This is a genomic window from Empedobacter sp. GD03865 (assembly GCF_029840775.1).
Lineage (GTDB): Bacteria > Bacteroidota > Bacteroidia > Flavobacteriales > Weeksellaceae > Empedobacter > Empedobacter falsenii_B.
Window position 1 is genome coordinate 90,098 of the sequence record NZ_JAOCDF010000005.1, and the last position, 20,731, is coordinate 110,828.

Here is a 20,731-nt window from a genome sequence, read left to right on the forward strand (position 1 = left end):
GAATTAAAAGAATTTACCTTTAATTCGAGAAGCTAAACGTTTTATTTTTCCGAATGATGAATTATCAAAATTCTCATCTCCAGCAAAATATCCGTAACCATAGCCATATCCGTAACCGTATCCATAACCGTATCCATAACCATATCCGTAACCGTAACCAGTTTTAATTTGGAAATCGTTGAATATAATTCCGACATTCGAAACTTCACCTTCATCGTATTTATTCGAAATTGCATTGATAAAGTTTTTCTCCGAATAATTGTAACGTGTTACATACAATGTACAATCTGCGTAACGCATCAAATCGTACGAATCTGTTACTAATCCTATTGGCGGTGAATCTATAATTACGAATTCATATTTCTCTTTCAACTCAGCAAATAATTGATCCATTCGATTACTCAAAATCAATTCTGAAGGATTTGGAGGGATTGGACCTGCTGTAATAATATCTAAATTTGGTAAAATTGTACGTTGTGTAATTTGATTTAACTCTAAATCCCCCGCAACATAGTCTGTAACTCCTGTTTTATTATTAATGTTAAAATCATCAAAGATTTTTGGTTTACGTAAATCTAATCCAATCAGAACCGTTTTCTTATCCATAGAACCAAGTGAACTCGCAATATTCATCGCATTGAAAGTTTTACCTTCACCTCCAATAAATGATGTCACTAAAATCGTTTTGTTATGATCTTCAAGTCCTGGATTCTTGTATAAATATTTCAGATTAGAACGAATTGATCTAAACGATTCAGAAATTCCTGATTTTGGATTGTTGATTACAACTAAAGGTGAATTATCTCCCAAAGGACCAACTAAACCAATAATTGGAATATGTGTACGACTTGTAATATCTTTTAAAACACGAACTTTGAAGTCTAATAATTCTTTAATCACAACATAAATCAAAGGAATCAATAAACCAATTCCCAAAGCTATTAAATAATTACGCTGCGGATTTGGATAAATAGAACCTTGACCTTGATTTTTAGCTGGATCAATAATCGTGATATCAGATACGATAGATGCTAAAGATAAATCAGTTGTATTTAATTGATTAATTAAAGTTGAATATAATGTACTGTTTAATTCAAATCCGCGATTTGCTTCCACGAATTCAATTTCTTCGTATGGTAAATCTTTTGCTTTGAATTCGGATTCCGTTAACTTAGCGTTAATCATTGATAGATCTGTATTCAGCTTTTGTAAATGTGCATTAACTACATTCGAAATATTATTTCTTGTTTTAACTAATTGGCGATCTATTTCTCTAATTTCATCTGTATTAGATTTATAGATTTTAAGCATTTGTTCACGTTGATTTTCAAGACCCTCTAATTGATCGACGTTAGTCATATAATAAGAAACATCTAGACCAGCTATATTAAGTGCAATTAAATTATCAACACTACTCGATTTTTTAGGCATTAAACGATGTAATGCATTAATTTTCTCTTCTACAGTTACACGTTCTTTATCTAATTCAGTAAGTTTACCTAAAAGCTCACCTTTTTTTGAATCGAAATTATAAACTCCTGTTTTCTTCTGTAACTCTTGTAAATTATCTGTCGCACTATCTAATTTAAGTTTAACAGCTGCGATTCGTTCTTGTAAATATTTACGTGTTTGGTAGGCTGATAAATTTCTTTCTGCTAATTCATTTTCTATTAAAACTTGAATTGAATTGTTTAAAATATCAACTGCTTCATTCAAACTTTCAGCATTTTTTGAAACAGCTATTATACTTGAAATTTTAGATGGATTTGTGACATTAAAATTCTGTACAGCTCTTCCTGTTGCATCTTTGATTGTGACTAATTTAAATGATATTGAGCTCTCAGAAAATGGTACATTTGAACGAGTCAACATGATTTTATAATTTTTACCTACCATCCATTGATTATAATAACCAATTTTAGGTAAATTCAACTCGTCAGACTTTATAATACTATCTTTAGTAAACTGATATAAAGAACCATTTTTGTTCTCGACTTCAAAATAAAAAGAGTTATGATCTTTAGGTTTTACTTTTACATCAACATATGCAACTTGTTGATGTAATGTATCAATATGAACATGAAAAGGAGCATCTAATTTATATATATTAGATTTTTTTAAACGTCCTTCTTCCGTATAGAAAATATAAGATTCTGCTCTTTTTACAACCTTCTCATTATGAATACGAGAAGTTAATGTATACGTTAACCCATCAATTTTATTTGCATTTCCTCCCCAAATAAAGTTAATAGAGTTAGAGGCTAATGAATTATTAGCAGAACTATTATCTTTAATTTTAAATGTTGTATTTGCTGTATAAATTTTGTTCAGCTTCCAATTATTAAGATAATATGCTACCGCCAACGCAATTAGCATCGAAATTATATATAATGGCCAAGCATTCAATAATCTTGGGATAAGCCTTTCTACATCAATAAAGTCAGATTGTTTTTTCTTAACTTTTTGATTAATTGTTGTATCTGCCATTATTATATTTTATCAAAGAATAAATAAACTCCTAAAATTGTTGCAATTGCTCCCATTATAGTAGTAACAACAGTAAGAGGATTTAGTCCTACACCCCATACTTTTTCTTTACGAGGATTAACAACAATAATATCATTATTCTGAATCCAATAATACTCAGAATTCATAATAGATTCTTTTGTTAAATCGACATAAACCTGCTTTGTTCCATCTAAATCTGTTCTAATAATTCGAACATTCTTTAAATCAGCATAAATATTATTCGATCCTGTTTTTGAAAAAGCTTCTAAAATTGTTAAGTCTCTTTTGTTTGCTCTATACGTACCTTGTTGAACCTCTCCTACAATAGTATACTCAATACCTGCTAAATTAACGTCGATAAAAGTTCCTTTTTCATCATAGATTTTATAAAACTCATCTTGGATTTTCTTACGCGCCTGTTCTATAGTTAATCCTTCTAAATGAACAAAACCGATTCTAGGTAATTCTATATTTCCATCTTTTCTAACTACCACTCCAGAATTTTCTCCTTGTGCAAAAGTTCTATTCCCTGAAGATATAAAATCACTAAGTATCCCCATTGATTCTCTAGATGCTGAAGAAACATTTATTAATACTCGATCCCCTTTCTGAATATAATATTCTGGCTTATCAAAAGTTATTTTACCATTTGTATCTAATTTTAAATTTGGATCAGGTTGAATTAATTGAACATCTTTTAATGATATACACGAAAATAAATTCATGAGGATCAATAAAATTACAGTTTTGGTTAAAGTTGATTTTAAGTAATGCATTTTTATAATGATATTTTTTTATTCTTTTTTAATACTACAGCGTATCGTAGAGAGACAACAAAACTAATTGATAAAACAATAAAGATCAAAAATAGTTTATTAATTTCAATATTTCTAAAATAATACCCAATGAATATAAAAAAAATGTTAATTAATACTAATATTATTGAAGTTTGAATATGAGTTAATTCTAATTTTAAAAACTGGTGATGAAGATGGTTTTTATCAGCCGAAAAAGGATTTCTTTTTCTAAGAATCCGGATTGTAAAAACGGATAATGTATCTACTATTGGAATTACAAAAATAAAAAGAAGTAAAACAGGACCCGTTTTTAATCCTAAACTAGAGGTTTCACTAATATATAAAAAACGAATTGCCATAAAAGTTAAGATAAATCCTATCACCATAGAACCTGTGTCTCCCATAAATATTTTAAACTTTTTAGACAAATTATACCTTCCAAAACCTAATAAAACTGCTAGTGTACTAATCGCCAAAATTCCAATTCCGTAATCAAATATTCTATAGAATATATAAACAAAACACAAACTAATTACTATACCAATTCCTGCAGCTAAACCATCAATTCCATCAATTAAATTAAACGCATTTATTAAGACTATGAAAACAAAAATGGTTAAAATAACTCCAATAAAGTAAGGAATTTCATAGATTCCAAATAACCCTGAAAATGACTTAATCATTATACCAGAACCAAAAATGATTAAAATAGTACTTATAATCTGACCATATAATTTTTTATCAGGAGCTACAACTAATAAGTCATCCATTAATCCAATAAAAAATAATATTGTAATTGCAGATAAAAAGAAAGAATAGTTAACACCTAATTCAGTTGCAAATATTGAGGTGGATACAACAATCCCAAAAAATAAAGCTACACCTCCTAAAGTTGGCACTTTATTTTCATGAGAACTTCTCTCTCCAGGCACATCCATCAATTGTTTTTTGTAGGAGATACGTATAATTTTCGGAATTGAGATCAATGTAATGATTAATGCAAAAAAATAGGCTCCCATTATGTTAATATATAAAGGAGAAATGTTTAGCGTATATAAATATTCTAATAATTTAAAATTTTCCATATTTTTTTAATCCATTCATAGCCCAAAAAAATGTATAATATGATGATTTGAAAATATTCATTTTTAAATAATATCTATAGACATCATATTGTTTTTTAGCAATTCGTAATTTATTTCGAGAAACAGAGTTATTTCGAATTCTGTAAATAGCTAAAGATTCATTGATAGCTCTTGCATATTTTATTCTACCTAACAAATCTATCCACATGGCATGATCTTCTCGAAGTTCTACATCTGGAACTGGTATTTTTCCAATTCGTTTTGAATCATATACAGATGTTAACATCGGAATAGGACAATTGTATAAAATTCGATTTCGATCTACTTTATCTACAGCAATAAAATCTGTTAACAATGGCTTTAAATTTTCATCAACACGCTTATAACTTGAATAAACTAACTCTTCATTATTCTCTATTAAATAATTAATTGTAGTTTCTAAAAAATTTGGTAACCACAAATCGTCACTATCGAGAAATGTTATAAATCTGCCTTGTGCTTTATTTAATGCTAAATTTCTAGAATAGGCAGCTCCTTGGTTTTTAGATTGAATAATTAATTTTATTCTATTATCATTAAAAGATTTAATTATTTCGACAGATTTATCTGATGAACAATCATCTACAATAATCCATTCCCAATTCTTATAGCTTTGAGATTTTATAGAATTGTAAGTATCAGCTATATATTTTTCTGAATTATAGCATGGTGTTATAATTGATACTATTTCCATTTCCATAATCCGTAAACTGCCTCTTTATTAAAAAATGTTCTATAATTACCAAAATTCGATTTATGTCCCTGTTTAACTTGAAACCAAAAAATCAATAAAATAGTATAAGAAACAAAACTTACATAAATAAAATTCCGTTTAAACTTTTCTCCGTTGAAAGAATACACTAATCTTCCTACTGTAAGCCCTAAGAAAACTAAATAAAATCCTGGTAATCTAATACCAAAAATTCCTTTTCCTAGAAAGAAGTAAAGTAATACTCCAAAAACAAAAAGATTACGGAAATAACAATATAATTTATCTTCTACAGCATATTTATTATAAATAATAATTGAAAGAATTGAAATAATCTTCACGAAATCACCTACTGCTACACCATCACCTTCATTATATAACTGACTTTGATAATCCTCAAACTTATCTTGTCCAATTGGCATATATTGCATAATAACCTCAATAATAGAATTTAGTCCTGTATAGAAACCTATGATAGAAAAAACAACTAACCAACCTATAAATTTTTCATCAAACTTCATTGGAGCAATCCAATATGCTAAAATGAATACAATGATCGACTCATGAAATTGAAATCCTATTGTAATACAAATTAAAAACTTGATTAAATTACGATCAATTACATATCGAATGGAATATAATGCAATTGCATTTGCCAATCCTTGTCTAATATGAACGTGCTCTTCGAACATGAAGTTTGGCATCGCATAAATAAATAGTACTAAAAAAGGAAATCCTCCATATTTATAGAAAGTTGTTGTCTTTAGAATAAGCGAAGTAGTTGCCACTACTAACGTAAGCATACCAAAATCGAAACCGTAATCAACAAGAATTTTGTTTAAACCTAGGTATCCTTTTTCCATACTTGCCATTTCTGCAAAACGATCAAATTCAGACCAATTTACATCAGCTAATAAATTAAAAGTATTATAATAAGCAATCCAATCAGGACTCAATGCATACCCTAATCCAGCAGTTAAACACATTATCACAACAATTAATACATATAATTGTGTACTAACCTTTTTATTAGAAAATTCTAAAAAAGATGCGACAAGTAGAAATGCAAATATGAATAAATAAATAAAACTCACTACCGATTAAAATTTAAGTAATAGTTGAGGATAAATCATGGCTAAATGGTAAAAAATTCTTTTTTTCAATGGTAATGAATTTAAATAATTTCTATCGAAACGTATATAGTTTTTAAGTTCTTTTTTTGTTAAGTTATTCGCCTTTAAAAAGTCATTCAAAACATTTAACATTTTACGCTTCAAATTATTATCTTTCACATAAGCCAAATAAGCTAAATACGAATAATAACCTTGTATGATTTGAAAACGCTTTAACTCAGTTACAAATGTATTGTAATTACTCTGATAAAAATAATTTGCCACCTCATTTACAGCTACAAACATATCCAAACCTTTTTCTGTATGTGTTTTGCTTATAGAGTTTTGTCGTTCAAAATACTTATAAAAAGGTTCATTAATTTTAGAAATAACACTCGAATCTAAAACTAATTTCGGAATCAATTCTATATCCTCAAAATGAATTCCTCTTCTAAATCGATGATTTTCAAACAACGATTTTTTGAAGATTTTATTACAAGCAAAGCAACTCATTTCACCAAAAATGGTAAAATCTTCTGCTAAAATTATTTTTTCTGGCAATTGAGGCGATTGCGGTAAATCACGAAATTCTTTACCATTTTCATCAACTTTTACCAAATCACACAAAACAATTTCAGATTCATCTCTTTTCGCCAATTCATACATTTTCTCCAACATCGCTAAATCAATGTAATCATCAGAATCAATAAAAGCAATAAATTCACCTTTCGCTTTATCAATACCAGCATTTCTCGCATCACTTAATCCTCCATTTTCTTTCTGAATAGAAATTATGCGCGAATCTTTAGAAACAAATTCATCAATAATTTCTTGCGAATTATCCTTAGAACCATCATTCACAACAATCACTTCAATATCTTTCAACGTTTGATTCAATATCGAATTTAAACATTTCGAAAGATATTTTTCGGTGTTATAAACTGGTACAATGACTGATATTTTAGGCTGAATTGACATTATATTTTATCAAAAATTGATTCGTATTGTTGAATTATTTTTTCTTTACTAAATCGAGAATAAATACTCGAAATTATTTGTTCTTTTGAATGATTCTCTTGTAAAACTTCTTTCATTTTTTCTGCAAAACCCTTCGAATTTTCAATTGGAAAAATTTCTGCATTAATACCTTCTTGCACAATTTCATTGATTCCTCCCGTACAATTATTTACCAAACTATAAGTTCCGCAAGCTCCAGCTTCCAACAAAACATTCGGAAAACCTTCGTAACGAGAAGAAAGCACAAACAAATCTGCATTCTTTAAATAAACAAATGGATTTGAAACTTTTCCTTTAAACGTTACATTATTTAAACCTAACTCTCCTTTTTGTTGAGCTAGTTCATCTTTAAAAGCTCCATCACCAAGAATCGTTAAATGTATATTTTCTCCTTTTAATTCATTCATCACATTTAATAAAAGATCAAAACCTTTTCGTGGTGAAAGATTTCCTATTCCTACAATATTTTTATAGCTCGTGTCAAAACCGATAGTAATACTTTCTATTTTTAATCGATTAATTAAATCAAAATCAACTGGATTATTAATTTTCACAATTTTATTTTCCGAAATTCTAAAATTCTCAATCAGATCATTTTTCATGTCGTCGCTTTGTGCAATAATCTGATGAAAATTATTATAAAATCGATAAAAGAATAAAATTTCTTTACGTTTTACATGTTCAGAAACCACATTTGTTTCTCTTGTAATAAACTTCGTTTTCGGAAAAAATGAAATGATTGGTGATAAAAAAGCGGAAATTTCTCCCCAACCTGTAAAAACGATTTCTGGTTTCAACTTTTTAATCAACGGAATAATTTTGAAAATCGAATAACGAATACGAGAAACCTTTAATTCAATAATTTCAACATCATCTTTCAAATGATTCAAATAATAACCTTCTTTTTTGAACAACACCAATTTTGGACAGAATTTTGTTCGATCTAATTCATTACAAAGCGTTGTAATTACTCGCTCCGCACCTCCTTGATTAAGGTCTGGCAATATGAAAAGTATTGTTTTCAAAAAATTTTAATCAATTCTATTATTAATATAACCTTCCGTTGCTTTTTCGTTCGAAATAATTTGCATTGGATTTCCTGTCACAATCGAATTATCTGGTACGTCTTGCGTTACATAACTGTTTGGCGCAATCAACACGTTATTTCCAATTGTAATTCCACCAACAATTACGGCATTTGTACCGACCCAAACATCATCTTTCAAAATTGGAAAACCTTTCAATTTTCCTCTATTTGTCTGACCTAAGGTAACGCCATGCGCAATGTTACAATTTTTTCCTATTTTACATTTCGGATTAACAACAATAGTTCCCCAATGACCTAAATTTAAACCTGCTCCAATTTCTGTTTTTGCAGAAATTTGATAGCCATATTTAATCGAATAACGACGCAACAATAAACGATAAATCAATCCTAAAGGATGTTTTGTAGAATATTGTTGAGCTTTTCTTAAACAATAAATAAAACGAAAACCTGGACTCATAAAACCTTTCAAAAAAGGAGAATTCGTCCAATATCCAAAGTTTCGATAAAAATCTTTCTGAATAATTGTTTTCATAATTTAGTTTAAATATTTTTCAATTGAATTTACTGCATTACCTAACTCAAAAGGTAGTATTTTTCCTTCAATGATTTGTTGATATTTTTGAGCAATTTCAGGATTTTGAATAAAATATTTCATTCCATCATAAATTGCTTCTTCTTCATTATCGATAATATATCCTAATTCGCCATTATTCAACATTTCCCTAACTCCCGAAACATCTGTTGCAATAATTGGTTTTGCTAAAACCATCGCTTCAAATAAAACAGTTGGATAACCTTCGTAGCGAGAGGACAAAATATAATAATCGGCTTGAACAAAATAAGGATATGGATTTTCTTTGAAACCAATCAAATGTGCTGTTTCTTCAACTTTTAATTCTTCAACCAATTTTTTGATATTCGGCAAATCATAACCATCACCAACAATCCAAACTTGATGTTGAAAACCTTCATCTAACAATCTGCGATGTGCTCTCAATAGACGATCAAATCCTTTTTGTGGAAAAACTGTTCCGATTGAAACAAATGTTAGTTGCTCCTTTTTTTTCTGAATCTCACAAGGTTCTAATGCTGACTTTTTAATTTCACTGACATCAATAGGATTATAAATTCGAACCACTTTTTGTTTTTGTTCATCTGAATTTGCTAAACCTAAAAATAATTGATTAATTTTTTCTGAAATCACTAGAATCTGATCAAACTTGAAAAAATTTTTCAATCGTTCTGTTGTATATTCAGGAATATTCGACAAATCATTGTGAATCCAAACTATCTTTTTAGAAGATTTAATCGGAGAATTCAAGATTTCATCTGCCATTCCATGAATTGCCGCAAACTCTATATCGTATTTTTTATTTGGTAAAATAAATTTATAAAGCAACTTTGGAAACGTTGACAAAATCTTTTGATAAATCACTCGAAAAGCTTTTTGCGGAATATCCTGCGGACGATTTGTCGTAATCATTTCACCTTTATTCAAATAATAGATATTAATCCAAGACGGAACATCTTTTAAATACTTACCCGAATAGAGATTTAACAACAAGTCAATTTCGTATTTTTCTGGTGAAAGATTTTTGAGAAAAGTGACCAATACTTTTTCAGCACCTCCATGACGAAGTGAGCCAATACGTATTAATATTTTCTTCTTTTCTGCCATTATTTCGCTGTCGATTTACGTTTATATAAATAGAAATCTCGACCAGAAGGTTTGAATTTATAGATTTTATCTAAAATTGGATTATCCGATTTTGCAACATCAGCAATTTTAAATTCTTTGATTAACTCATAATCTTCATAAATAGATTTATCAGCTAATTCGCCTTTGAACATTGGCTTAAAATCTTCCAAAATATATTTCGGTTTTGCTTTATTTATAAGATTAGAAAAACCTACTTCTTTACCATTTTTCACGATATTTTCTTCTGTTAATCTTTTATCGACCAACCCAACATAATCAATTACTTTCAATTTAGAAAAATAAGGAATATAACCTGCTGGTTCTAAGAATATATAATTGTCTTTGTTAGGTTCAATCGAATCTAAATACAAACCTATTTTACGTGCATGATTCCATTCTCCGTGTCCCGTTGCGATAGAATGAACCGCTTGATATAACGTAAATGGAATAAAAAAGATAATAAAATATACTATTGAAAAGGTTTTATACTCTTTGGAATCTAAAACAATTAATATAATAGGTAAGAATAGACAGATTTGTGGAATCCAATAATACCAATCGAACCATGAATTAGCCGCACCAAAAATGAACGTTTTAACAAGTCCAAACAAGAACAAAAACGAAACAACTTTTCGTTTATCAATATTCCATTTTTTATTTAATATAACTAAACAAATTAGAGATATTAGAAATAAAATTATAGTTGAAAAGTTAAAGATAGATGTTGGAAATTTTACAATCCCGAAATAATTTGGTCCAAAGAATTTGATTTCATTCCATCTTTCTAAAATAGTTGGATTTGAGTAGTTATTCTTTTTTGAAGTAATTGTATTATTTACAATTTCTCCAAAATAAAACCAATTGAAAGCTACTGTAGATAAAACAGCTAAAATACCACCAATCATCAATGCGTTATTCCATTTACGTTGCTGAATTACATCGTAAATAAATAACAATCCTAAGAAAATACACGTATCAATACGCGTCCAAAGGATTAAAACTGGAAACAGAATAAATGCCCAATTTTTTCTTTCTACAAAACCATATTTTATCAATGCCATATAGAAAAAGAAAAGCATTCCGAATTCCATTCCTAAGATTGACATCTTTATAGCTGGCGGTAAAAAACTAACAAATAAAATGAATAAAATAATCTTATTTGTAGAATTAAAAAATAGTTTTCCAAGCCAATAAATACCAACTGTCAATAAGATTGTATTGAAAATAAGGAGTGGATAAATGAAGTTTCCTTCTCCAAAAAAAGACTGAAAAATAACTCCTACAAAAACATAAAGATGCGTGGTAGAGGCCGAAATTTTTTCAGCACCATTATAACCGTAAACACCATATTCGATGATATTTCGAGCAACACGCCACGAAATTAAAGCATCTTCTTGTATATGGCGAGTAAAGAAAAAGATAGATTTAAGAAGTAAAATCAATATTGAAGCAATAAAAATTTTACTTTTATTCAAAGAATCTTTCATAGCTATAGTTTGGTCGTACAAATATAGTTTTATTTATTAAAATATCTAAAATTAGATTTTGTAGCGATCGAAAACATTGCTTCATCACCTTTTGTATCACCAAAAGCAATAATTTGATCGTACAAAGACAAATCAATCTCTTTCTCGATTCTATTCTTTTTTTCTTGATAATTACAATTTGGTGAAGCAAATTTCCCTGTAAAAAAACCTTGTTCATCATATTTTGCTTTGGTGCAAATTAGTCCCATTTCATAATAATCAGCAAAAGGTTGAATCCAAAAATCGACAGAAGCTGAAACGATAAATTTGTCATTATAATTACTTAACGATTTAATATATTCATCAGCTTTTGAATAAATTAATTCTTGATGATTTTTTTCGAAATAATTTTGAGCTAATTGGTTAATTTCAACATAAGATTTTCCTTTCAAAAATTTCGAAATAAACATTTCTTTTACAAAACCAGCATCAATTATCTTTAATTTTGAAACGACAAACAACGGTATAAACATCAGATAATTAACGAAATAAACTTTAGAAAAAGAGAATTTTAAAAAATCGAATAAGGTATCTTTACAAGTTAATGTTCCATCAAAATCAAAAAGGTATAAATTGCGATTCATTACATTTTCATTTTTTTGAAAATAAATTCAGGAACATTACGAATTATCATCATAATTCCCCACCACAAAAATGTTACATAAACAACATTTTTCTTTTTGACATAAGCTTTATAAATAATATTAGCCGCTTGATCTGGTTGAGCAGTTAATGGTTTTGGTGTTTCAATATCAGCTGTCATTTGCGTATCCATAAATCCTGGAATAACTGTCATTACATGAACTTTTTTATGGAATAAATAATTTCTCAAACCAGCTAAATAAGCTGTGAAACCAGCTTTTGCAGATCCATAAATAAAATTGCTTTGACGACCACGTTCACCAGCTACAGACGACAATCCAATGATAGTTCCCGAACCTTTTGCTTCGAATTTCTGCGCAAAATGATTAATTAAGACAATTAATTTTGAGTAATTAACTTCTACTATTTGTTTCGTGTTCCAATCATCATATAAACCTTCTTCCGAATTTTTTCCTAAATATCCAGCTGCACAAAACAATAATTCAGAATCGATATGAGAAATTAAAGAATAATCGTTTTCTTTTGTTAAATCGAAATGAACAATCTCGCATTTTTGCTCATATTTTGCATAAAAATGGTTGGCTAACTTCTTTGTTTTTTCGATGTTTGATGTAAATAAATAAACCATCGGAAAACGTTTACCTTCTTTCAAAACCTTTTCTACAAAAGCTATTGCTACATCAGAATTTGATCCTATTACTATCATTTTTGTTTAAATCTATTGATACGTTCGTTTTGCATCGACTCGAATTTTGGAGAATCGATATGTTGTAAATAATCTGTCAAAGCAGGATTAGACATCGCGTCTTTTGTTCGGTAAATATGTCCTCCATAATCCATCACAATTTTATCTAAACTTGCAATTAATTTTTCTAATTTATTATTCACTTTAAAGTCTAAAGCCAAGGTATATCCTTTCATTGGAAACGAATTATACGCTTTTGGATTATTATCACCAAACAATTTCAATACGACTAAAAAAGAACCATTTCCACTAGCAGCAATTGTTTCCAAAATCTTTCGCATTCCTTCTTTTCCCGTCTCCTTTGGAATCACAAATTGATATTGAATAAAACCATTTTTCCCATAAATACGATTCCAATTATGAACAGCATCTAACGGATAAAAAAATGTTTCGTAATCCACATAATTTTTCAAATGCTTTTTACCTTGTTTATTAAAATATAACCAATTGAAAATCTTAATTGATAAAGGATTCAACGCAAAATTTGGAAAGAAAAATGGAATATTTAAGTTTAATTTCTTCTTAATTTTTAAAGGATTCTTTTTAAATTTTTGAGGTAACTCATCTAAAGTCGCATGTTCGCCTCGCAACATAATCGATTTTCCTAAAGAAGTTCCTTTTTGTAAACAATCTAACCACGCAACATTATATGTCCAAGATTCAGAAGATTCGAATAGTTCGAAAATTTCATCTAAATTCTTTGCCTGAATTGCTTCATTTCGAATATATGCTGACTCAATTTTTTTCAACATAAATTTAGCAGAAATAACAATTCCTGTCAATCCCATTCCTCCTATTGTTGCCCAAAACAAATCTGTGTTTTCATTTCTTGAACAATGTAAAATATCTCCATTTTCGATCATTAAATCGAAATGAATTAAATGATCAGAAAAACAACCATCGATGTGATGATTTTTTCCATGAACATCTGATGCAATTGCTCCGCCAACTGTAATAAATTTGGTTCCAGGAGTGACTGAAATGAAATATCCTGCCGGAATTGAAACTTCTAAAATATCTGATAATAAAACACCAGATTCAACTTCTATAATGCCATGTTCGCGATCAAAATCGATAAATTTATTCCATTTCGAAGTTGAAATAATTGTATTTTGTAATGATGCATCTCCATAACAACGACCATTTCCTCTCGCAATAACTTCTTCATTTGAAAGAATTGCTTCCTGAAATTCTAGAATTGTAGTTGGAGAGACAACATTGGCTTTTATAGATGGATACAGTCCCCAATTGGCAACTGGGATTAATTTTTTATTTTCCATTGTTAAAATAAATCAATAAAACATAACAGATTCCCCACATAACAATTAAAATTTGAAGAAAATGATCTTTAAAAATCAATTTAGTCGGAGATTCTGTTTTAGCATATACAAACGTCTGTTGCAAATAGCGCAAAACGGCTGCAAAAACAAAGATAAAGGTATAAATAATATAATGGTGAAATTTGGATTGTGTTTCTGGGGAAAGAATAAACATCATGTAACAAATTACAGCGACAGTACAAGTTATAGCCAAGGCAGAATTAAGAAAATTGAGATTATAACCATCTAGAGATTTCCTTGTAATTCCTTGTAAATCGGCATTAATTAATTCCCCTCTACGTTTTCCTAAAGCTAAAATTAGTGCCAAATCAAATACTAACAAAGTTGTCCAATCCGTTACAATTAAACTAGTCATATAACCACCAACAAAAACTCTTAGTAAGAATCCAAATGCTATAATCATCACATCAAGAATTGCAATTTGTTTTAACTTGAATGAATAAGCCAAATTCATAAAAAAGTAAATTCCAACAAGAATTGCGACATATTTATTTCCAAAAAAATAAATCAGAATTGATGTTACAATGACTAAAATAACAAATAGAATTAAAGCATTTTGCTTCGATATTTTACCACTTGCCAATGGTCTATTTTTCTTTTCGGGATGTTTTTTATCTTTTTCTATATCGACATAATCATTGATAATATAAATACTACTTGCCACAAACGAAAAGATTAAAAAGCCATAAAACGACACAATAAACAAATCGATATTCAATAAATTTCCCGAAAAAAATATTGGTAAAAAAACAAATAGATTTTTTACCCATTGGTTAACTCGTATAAGTTTTAAATAGTTTAGCATTTAATTATTATATCTATTTTAAAATAGTTATCCATTTATCTAATATTTTTTCTTTTCCCCATTCCTTTGACTCTTCATAACTTGATATACGTAGATTATTCAATATCATAGGATTATTAATCAAAAATTGCAATCTCTCTTTAAACAATTGTTTATCATTCATTGGAATTAAAAAACCATTCTTTTCATTCACAATATCCGAAGGACCATAATTACAATCATAAGAAATTAACGCATTAGCTGTTAAATTCGCTTCTATCAAAACTGTTGGTAGACATTCTGTCTTACTTGTAAATAAAAATATTTTACTTTTAGAAAGTTCCTGATAAATTTCTGAAATAGATTGACTTCCTAAAAACTGAACTTTACCTTTTAGAACCTCTATAGATTTCACTTTATCCTCCAATTGAGTTTTTGTTGGACCATCTCCAATAATTTTGAACTTAAAATCTTTAAGATCTATTTCATTTACAATATCAATCAATTCACCAACATTTTTGTCTGCATCTAATCGACCAACATAAATTAAGGTATTTTCTTTTTGAGAAATCAAATTTTGATCAAAAGACTCAAAAGGTTCTCCTATTAAATTGGGAATCAAATGAGCATTTTTATGAATACTTTTATAATGTTCTAAAGAGTTTGAATTAATACAAACAACACCTTTCAACTTCTTATAATGTTTTCGTAAAGTATCTTTCCATAATTTTCCACCAACTTCAAAATTAGCATGTTCCCAAGCAATCGTTTTATTTCTAACTTTTTTATTAAGAGCTAATTGTGCAGACAATTTGTACCAAGAAGAAATAATTACATCATAATTTTGCCCATTCTTGTTCATCCATTTATGTAACATTTCCCATTGCCCAAAATCGTACACATAATTTTTGATGTTATTTTTGTAAGGTAATTTTGGAAAATATTTATTCAGATTAACATTTATTTTTTGAAATCCCCAATGCGAAAAAGTATCAATCACGATGATTTTTACACGCTTATCAAGCTCAAAAAAACTAGCTGTATCATTAATCATAATCACAATCGAAACTTCATTTCCTTTTGCAACTAATTCATTTGCTAAAGAAACTAATACGCGCGCTACTCCTCCAGCTTTGAAAAGCTTGTAATAAACAAAAAGTATTTTTTTTTGTTGGTTGATCATAAATTTACTATTTCTTTAAAAGAATTTTTAAATCTTTGCTTAAAATTGCATTGAATTTCTCGACACCAATCTGATTCAAATGGTTGTTATCATAAAAATCAGTCGAATCTCTTAATTCAACTAAATTTTGATAGTTTTTATAATTACCTAAATTACTTAAAAAAACATCTACATCTTTATTATTATTAATTGAGTTATAAAGCGTTTTTGTAATAGGTGCCTGAATAATATAAACATCAATCCCTTTACTTTTAATAAATTCTATATTATTAATCAATTCTTCTTTTTGACTGTCTCTTAAATCCCAACTTGTATAATTTTCTTTATTAAAAATATTATTTTTAAATTTTGATTCGACATATCCTGTTGAAGAAATGTAAGTATCATCCCCTTGCTGAATAGCTTCTTTAAATCTTTTATTTAAACCAAAAGTTTGACGAAACCCAGAAAAAATTAAAGTATTATACGCTAATAAATTATGCACTTCATTAGCCATTTTAATAGAATTAATATCTATTTTATTATTGCTTAGAATATCCAAAGAAGACTCAACTCCATCAATATTCATTGTACCTGCATAAGCTTCGTAAACAACGATTTTGGGATTAATTTGTTCTAAATATTGATGCAACAAAACTTTTGTGTTGATTGGCGTTTGCGAACTAGAACCAAGATTGAAAGCAGAAATACCTTCTTTTTGCAAAACCCTAGGATCAATTCCTCGATACGCATGTGAAGAACCAACGATTAAAACATCTACATTTTTAATCTTTTGTGCATCTTGCATTCGTGTAAAAGTATGTCCGTAACACCCCATGCAACTTCTCACATTTTTTGACATATAAAATGGTAAAACAGAGCTCCAAAGAGGCATAACAACAATATAAAATACAATTGCAAATAATGAAAATAGACCTATGTTAATTAAAAATTTCTTCATCTTTTAAAATTGAAAATAAATAAATGGACTTTCTTCTGTTTGTAAAAACAAACCAATTAACATCACAACAAAAGCATAAAAACACCATCTTACCCATCTTGGTTTAGAAGTTAAAAACTTCTCAATTCCATAATTATTTCTTCTACCAATCCATTCAATCACCAATAAAAATGCAACTAAAATTAATGTAGCTAAAGCACTTTTTCTTAAAGTTGGGAATGAAAATAGCGATTGATTAAAAATTCCTCCAATATATTCAAACGCATGAGTAACCGAATTCGCACGAAAAAATATCCAAGCTAAAACGGTTAAACTAAACGTCAAAATCATATTAAATAATTCTCTGAAACTTGGTAAAACTCGATCTTGAGCAACAATTTCTAAATTATTTCGATTCGTTTTCAAAAGAATTGAAGGCATTATAAATAAAGCATTCAAAAATCCCCAAAATATAAACGTCCAATTGGCTCCGTGCCAAAAACCACTTACTATAAATATAATAAATGTATTACGCACACGCATCCAATTTCCTCCTTTACTTCCTCCTAACGGAATGTACAAATAATCGCGAAACCACGTTGATAACGAAATGTGCCAACGTCGCCAGAATTCTGCTATATCACGAGAAAAATAAGGATAGTTGAAGTTTTTTAATAAATTAATACCAAACAAACGAGCCACACCAAGCGCAATATCCGAATATCCAGAAAAATCTCCATAAATCTGAAATGTAAAGAAAATTGCTCCTAAAACTAAATTAGATCCAGATTGAGATTCTGGATTAGAGAATATCTCGTTAGCGTAAATAGCACAATTATCCGCAATTACCATTTTCTTAAATAATCCCCAGAGAATTTGACGCATACCATCAACTGCTTGCGAATAATCAAACACTCTTTTCTTTTTGATCTGTGGTAAAAGATGTGTTGCTCTTTCTATAGGTCCTGCAACTAATAACGGGAAAAAACTTACGAAAACTGAGTAATCAACAATATTTCTTTCAGCTTTTAGTCTTCCATAATAAATATCTATGATATAGGATAAACCATGAAAAGTATAAAACGAAATACCTACTGGTAAGATAATTTGTAATGTCCAAGGATGAACTTCTAAACCTAATCCTCCCAACATTTCTGCAAAAGAATCTACAAAAAAATTATAGTATTTGAAAAATCCTAAAAAACCAAGATTAATCCCTATACTTATTGTTAACCATATTTTTTTTAGACTTTGAGAAGTCGCTTCTTCTATTTTAATTCCGGAATAGTAATCTAAAAATGTTGAAAAAGCTAATAAAAACATGAAACGCCAATCCCAACATCCGTAAAAATAGTAACTCGCAACTAAAAGTAAGATATTTTGAAATTTCAAATTCTTTCTTAACAACCAGTAAAGTGCAAATACGATAGGTAAAAAAATCGCAAAAGAAATAGAATTAAATAACATATTTTACTTCAATTTATAATAAATATACGACAACGGATAAAGTAATATTGATAACAATTTAAAATGCTTCAATCCTTTATTTATTTTGAATAAGTTTCGATGATTAATTATCGAATAAACTTGATATCCAACCAAATTACGGATTAAAGCTTTTGGATATTTGAAAAGTTTCGTCCCATAAGAATTCAGAAAAGAACGATAACCTTCCATCAATCCAAATGTGTTTTTTCCCGACCAACGTGTATTGGAAACAGAATTTTCATCCGCTTCATCTAAATGATAGTTACGAACAACTTTATTCACAAACCTAGTCTTCAAACCATCAGCATCATACGTGTTAAAAAACACAGGTTGAGGAATATATCCTTTGTTTTTGTAAGGAGAATAATCAAATTTTTTCAACAATTGTTGATAAGTCTTTGTTATAAAAATCCCAAACTTATCTCCACGCACTTTATACTTGTAACGCATATCGAAAATTGAACCATCAAATCCATTATTTGGATATTGATTACCAACGATTTTTCCATCTGTATATTGCGACAATCCCATTACAGAAATATATTCTTCTTGGTTTTTGATTTTCTCTACCTCATCAAATAATGTTTGTAAAGCGTTCTCAGGATAAGAATCATCCGAATCTACAATCATAAAATATTTAGACTTCACTTTTTTAATTCCTTCAAAAACAGTAATGAATTTATGTTGATTTTCGTTCCAGAAATATTCAATATTAATTAAACCTTCTGATTGAAAATTTTCAACAATTTCTCTAGTATTATCAGTAGAACCATCATCCATAATAATCCATTTAAAATCTTTGAATGTTTGATTTTTTAATGAATCATACACACGCGTTAACGTATGCGCACGATTATATGAAGGCGTGACAATGGTAATTTTAACCTCGCTCATTCTCAAGTTTGATTTGATATTGTTGTTCGAAAACTTCAGAAACTTGACGATAAATCTCTTTTTCATCAAATTTATTGTACGCATTTGCAGTTCCATCAACAATTTTAGACACTAAGGTAGAATTTGTCATAAAAGATTTCATCGATTCGTACATTTCATCTTCATTATATTGAATTAAAACTCCATCTACTCCATTATCTATCATTTCTGCAATTCCACCAACATTTGTCGAAATAATTGGTTTTCGCATGCACATTACTTCGCCTATAACCAATGGATATGACTCGGATTGTGTTGGCAAAATAAAATAATCAGATGCTTTAATATAAGGATAAGGATTGGTTTGAGAATCTAACAATAAAAAAGAATCTTCAACATTTAGTTCTTTACGTTGATTGATCAAATTTTCCATTTCGTTTCCTCCACCAATTACCGCTATTTTATGATTAAAACCATCATCTAATAATCGTTTATGCACCCTCATCAATGTATGATAACCTTTGCGATGATGTAATCTTCCCATAGAAGAAAAAACGGGTAAATCTGTTTCATAAGAATACTCAAAAAGCTCGGCTTTTTTCAAAACCTCATCCACTTTTATCACATTATAAATAACAGTCGATTTTGGATAGGTAACTTGATACAAATCCTCGATTACTTGACGTGTTTGCTTCGAGCCAAAAATCATAAAATCAAAACGTTTCATTTTTTCAATTCTACTCAAAACACGTTCTTGATCTTTATCATATCCAACATCTGTATGAAACCAGCCTATTTTTCTTGATTTTTTATCAGGAGAATTTAACACCATATCAAATTCTGCATAACCAGGCGAAACTTCAATATCGTATTTTTCTGGAACTTTTAATTTGTATAAAATTGAAGGAAATTTATCGTAAACTTCTAATTTCATTCGGCGCCAAATCAGCTGCATTTTTTGAACAAAAGAATTAGAACTCATCTGTTCTTTTCCTTTTTCTACAACAATTACTTTTAAATCTGCTGGAATTTCTTTGACCAATTCACCTTGATATAAATTAAGCATCAATGTGAATTCGAATTTATCTTTCGGCAAGTTGCGCAATAAATCTAAAACTACTCTCGGAACTCCACCCATTTCTAACGAACGAAGCCTAAAAAGTACTTTTATTTTCTTAGGTTGATTTGACATTTGGTTAGTTTAGTGAACAAAAGTAACATTTTTCAATAATATATTATTAAATAAAAAACATTAA

Annotated in this window: 19 protein-coding genes; all 19 read right to left on the reverse strand. The window is 28.8% G+C overall.

The window, feature by feature from the left end; all coding sequences use genetic code 11:
* Positions 1-3: 3 nt before the first annotated feature.
* From N5D46_RS03465 to N5D46_RS03555, 19 genes are read right to left on the reverse strand one after another with little or no spacing between them, the layout of a single operon-like run.
* Positions 4-2,487: a polysaccharide biosynthesis tyrosine autokinase gene (locus N5D46_RS03465; RefSeq protein WP_280049185.1), complete on the reverse strand. Its 2,484-nt coding sequence runs from the start codon at positions 2,485-2,487 to the stop codon at positions 4-6.
* A gap of 2 nt (positions 2,488-2,489) precedes the next feature.
* Positions 2,490-3,284, reverse strand: a complete 795-nt coding sequence (locus N5D46_RS03470) for a polysaccharide biosynthesis/export family protein (protein WP_280049186.1) — start codon at positions 3,282-3,284, stop codon at positions 2,490-2,492.
* A gap of 2 nt (positions 3,285-3,286) precedes the next feature.
* Positions 3,287-4,390 carry an MraY family glycosyltransferase gene (locus N5D46_RS03475; RefSeq protein ID WP_280049187.1) on the reverse strand — a complete coding sequence of 368 codons (1,104 nt, stop codon included), beginning with the start codon at positions 4,388-4,390 and terminating at the stop codon, positions 3,287-3,289.
* Positions 4,377-5,123: a glycosyltransferase family 2 protein gene (locus N5D46_RS03480; protein WP_280049189.1), complete on the reverse strand. Its 747-nt coding sequence runs from the start codon at positions 5,121-5,123 to the stop codon at positions 4,377-4,379. Before N5D46_RS03480 ends, N5D46_RS03475 begins: the two co-directional genes overlap by 14 nt.
* On the reverse strand, positions 5,114-6,232 hold the full coding sequence (locus tag N5D46_RS03485; protein WP_280049190.1) for an EpsG family protein: 1,119 nt from the start codon (positions 6,230-6,232) through the stop codon (positions 5,114-5,116). The genes N5D46_RS03480 and N5D46_RS03485 overlap by 10 nt, the downstream gene beginning before the upstream one ends.
* A gap of 6 nt (positions 6,233-6,238) precedes the next feature.
* Positions 6,239-7,228 (reverse strand): glycosyltransferase, encoded by a 990-nt coding sequence (locus N5D46_RS03490; RefSeq protein ID WP_280049191.1) that lies wholly within the window; start codon positions 7,226-7,228, stop codon positions 6,239-6,241.
* Positions 7,228-8,292 carry a glycosyltransferase gene (locus N5D46_RS03495; RefSeq protein WP_280049192.1) on the reverse strand — a complete coding sequence of 355 codons (1,065 nt, stop codon included), beginning with the start codon at positions 8,290-8,292 and terminating at the stop codon, positions 7,228-7,230. Before N5D46_RS03495 ends, N5D46_RS03490 begins: the two co-directional genes overlap by 1 nt.
* Before the next feature lie 6 nt (positions 8,293-8,298).
* The gene (locus N5D46_RS03500; RefSeq protein ID WP_280049193.1) at positions 8,299-8,847 is read right to left on the reverse strand and encodes a serine acetyltransferase; all 549 of its coding nucleotides are present in this window, start codon (positions 8,845-8,847) and stop codon (positions 8,299-8,301) included.
* A gap of 3 nt (positions 8,848-8,850) precedes the next feature.
* Positions 8,851-9,993 carry a glycosyltransferase gene (locus N5D46_RS03505; protein WP_280049194.1) on the reverse strand — a complete coding sequence of 381 codons (1,143 nt, stop codon included), beginning with the start codon at positions 9,991-9,993 and terminating at the stop codon, positions 8,851-8,853.
* Positions 9,993-11,501, reverse strand: coding sequence for a hypothetical protein (locus N5D46_RS03510; RefSeq protein WP_280049195.1), 1,509 nt, complete (start codon positions 11,499-11,501; stop codon positions 9,993-9,995). The genes N5D46_RS03505 and N5D46_RS03510 overlap by 1 nt, the downstream gene beginning before the upstream one ends.
* 29 nt (positions 11,502-11,530) lie before the next feature.
* A complete protein-coding gene (locus N5D46_RS03515; RefSeq protein WP_219034171.1) occupies positions 11,531-12,124 on the reverse strand; it encodes an HAD-IB family hydrolase in 594 nt (197 codons plus the stop codon).
* Positions 12,124-12,849, reverse strand: coding sequence for an SDR family NAD(P)-dependent oxidoreductase (locus tag N5D46_RS03520; protein ID WP_280049196.1), 726 nt, complete (start codon positions 12,847-12,849; stop codon positions 12,124-12,126). The genes N5D46_RS03515 and N5D46_RS03520 overlap by 1 nt, the downstream gene beginning before the upstream one ends.
* Entirely contained in the window at positions 12,846-14,168 is a 1,323-nt protein-coding gene (locus N5D46_RS03525; protein WP_280049197.1) for an FAD-binding oxidoreductase, read from the reverse strand. Before N5D46_RS03525 ends, N5D46_RS03520 begins: the two co-directional genes overlap by 4 nt.
* The gene (locus tag N5D46_RS03530) at positions 14,158-15,033 is read right to left on the reverse strand and encodes a UbiA prenyltransferase family protein (protein ID WP_280049199.1); all 876 of its coding nucleotides are present in this window, start codon (positions 15,031-15,033) and stop codon (positions 14,158-14,160) included. Before N5D46_RS03530 ends, N5D46_RS03525 begins: the two co-directional genes overlap by 11 nt.
* Before the next feature lie 13 nt (positions 15,034-15,046).
* Complete coding sequence (locus N5D46_RS03535; protein WP_280049200.1) at positions 15,047-16,195, reverse strand: glycosyltransferase; 1,149 nt, start codon at positions 16,193-16,195, stop codon at positions 15,047-15,049.
* Between the two features lie 7 nt (positions 16,196-16,202).
* Positions 16,203-17,135: a hypothetical protein gene (locus tag N5D46_RS03540; protein WP_280049201.1), complete on the reverse strand. Its 933-nt coding sequence runs from the start codon at positions 17,133-17,135 to the stop codon at positions 16,203-16,205.
* A gap of 3 nt (positions 17,136-17,138) precedes the next feature.
* The gene (locus N5D46_RS03545) at positions 17,139-18,581 is read right to left on the reverse strand and encodes an MBOAT family O-acyltransferase (RefSeq protein WP_280049202.1); all 1,443 of its coding nucleotides are present in this window, start codon (positions 18,579-18,581) and stop codon (positions 17,139-17,141) included.
* A 3-nt stretch (positions 18,582-18,584) separates the two neighbouring features.
* A complete protein-coding gene (locus tag N5D46_RS03550) occupies positions 18,585-19,496 on the reverse strand; it encodes a glycosyltransferase family 2 protein (protein ID WP_280049203.1) in 912 nt (303 codons plus the stop codon).
* The gene (locus N5D46_RS03555; protein ID WP_280049204.1) at positions 19,483-20,667 is read right to left on the reverse strand and encodes a glycosyltransferase; all 1,185 of its coding nucleotides are present in this window, start codon (positions 20,665-20,667) and stop codon (positions 19,483-19,485) included. The genes N5D46_RS03550 and N5D46_RS03555 overlap by 14 nt, the downstream gene beginning before the upstream one ends.
* Between the last annotated feature and the right edge of the window lie 64 nt (positions 20,668-20,731).

Excerpts from the sequence above, each read along its gene's own strand:
- N5D46_RS03535 (WP_280049200.1), bottom strand. The coding sequence starts at position 16,195 with ATGATCAACCAACAAAAAAAAATACTTTTTGTTTATTACAAGCTTTTC.
- N5D46_RS03480 (WP_280049189.1), bottom strand. The coding sequence starts at position 5,123 with ATGGAAATAGTATCAATTATAACACCATGCTATAATTCAGAAAAATAT.
- N5D46_RS03465 (WP_280049185.1), bottom strand. The coding sequence starts at position 2,487 with ATGGCAGATACAACAATTAATCAAAAAGTTAAGAAAAAACAATCTGAC.
- N5D46_RS03540 (WP_280049201.1), bottom strand. The coding sequence starts at position 17,135 with ATGAAGAAATTTTTAATTAACATAGGTCTATTTTCATTATTTGCAATT.
- N5D46_RS03555 (WP_280049204.1), bottom strand. The coding sequence starts at position 20,667 with ATGTCAAATCAACCTAAGAAAATAAAAGTACTTTTTAGGCTTCGTTCG.
- N5D46_RS03475 (WP_280049187.1), bottom strand. The coding sequence starts at position 4,390 with ATGGAAAATTTTAAATTATTAGAATATTTATATACGCTAAACATTTCT.
- N5D46_RS03515 (WP_219034171.1), bottom strand. The coding sequence starts at position 12,124 with ATGAATCGCAATTTATACCTTTTTGATTTTGATGGAACATTAACTTGT.
- N5D46_RS03525 (WP_280049197.1), bottom strand. The coding sequence starts at position 14,168 with ATGGAAAATAAAAAATTAATCCCAGTTGCCAATTGGGGACTGTATCCA.
- N5D46_RS03490 (WP_280049191.1), bottom strand. The coding sequence starts at position 7,228 with ATGTCAATTCAGCCTAAAATATCAGTCATTGTACCAGTTTATAACACC.
- N5D46_RS03530 (WP_280049199.1), bottom strand. The coding sequence starts at position 15,033 with ATGCTAAACTATTTAAAACTTATACGAGTTAACCAATGGGTAAAAAAT.
- N5D46_RS03500 (WP_280049193.1), bottom strand. The coding sequence starts at position 8,847 with ATGAAAACAATTATTCAGAAAGATTTTTATCGAAACTTTGGATATTGG.
- N5D46_RS03520 (WP_280049196.1), bottom strand. The coding sequence starts at position 12,849 with ATGATAGTAATAGGATCAAATTCTGATGTAGCAATAGCTTTTGTAGAA.
- N5D46_RS03510 (WP_280049195.1), bottom strand. The coding sequence starts at position 11,501 with ATGAAAGATTCTTTGAATAAAAGTAAAATTTTTATTGCTTCAATATTG.
- N5D46_RS03470 (WP_280049186.1), bottom strand. The coding sequence starts at position 3,284 with ATGCATTACTTAAAATCAACTTTAACCAAAACTGTAATTTTATTGATC.
- N5D46_RS03550 (WP_280049203.1), bottom strand. The coding sequence starts at position 19,496 with ATGAGCGAGGTTAAAATTACCATTGTCACGCCTTCATATAATCGTGCG.
- N5D46_RS03505 (WP_280049194.1), bottom strand. The coding sequence starts at position 9,993 with ATGGCAGAAAAGAAGAAAATATTAATACGTATTGGCTCACTTCGTCAT.
- N5D46_RS03545 (WP_280049202.1), bottom strand. The coding sequence starts at position 18,581 with ATGTTATTTAATTCTATTTCTTTTGCGATTTTTTTACCTATCGTATTT.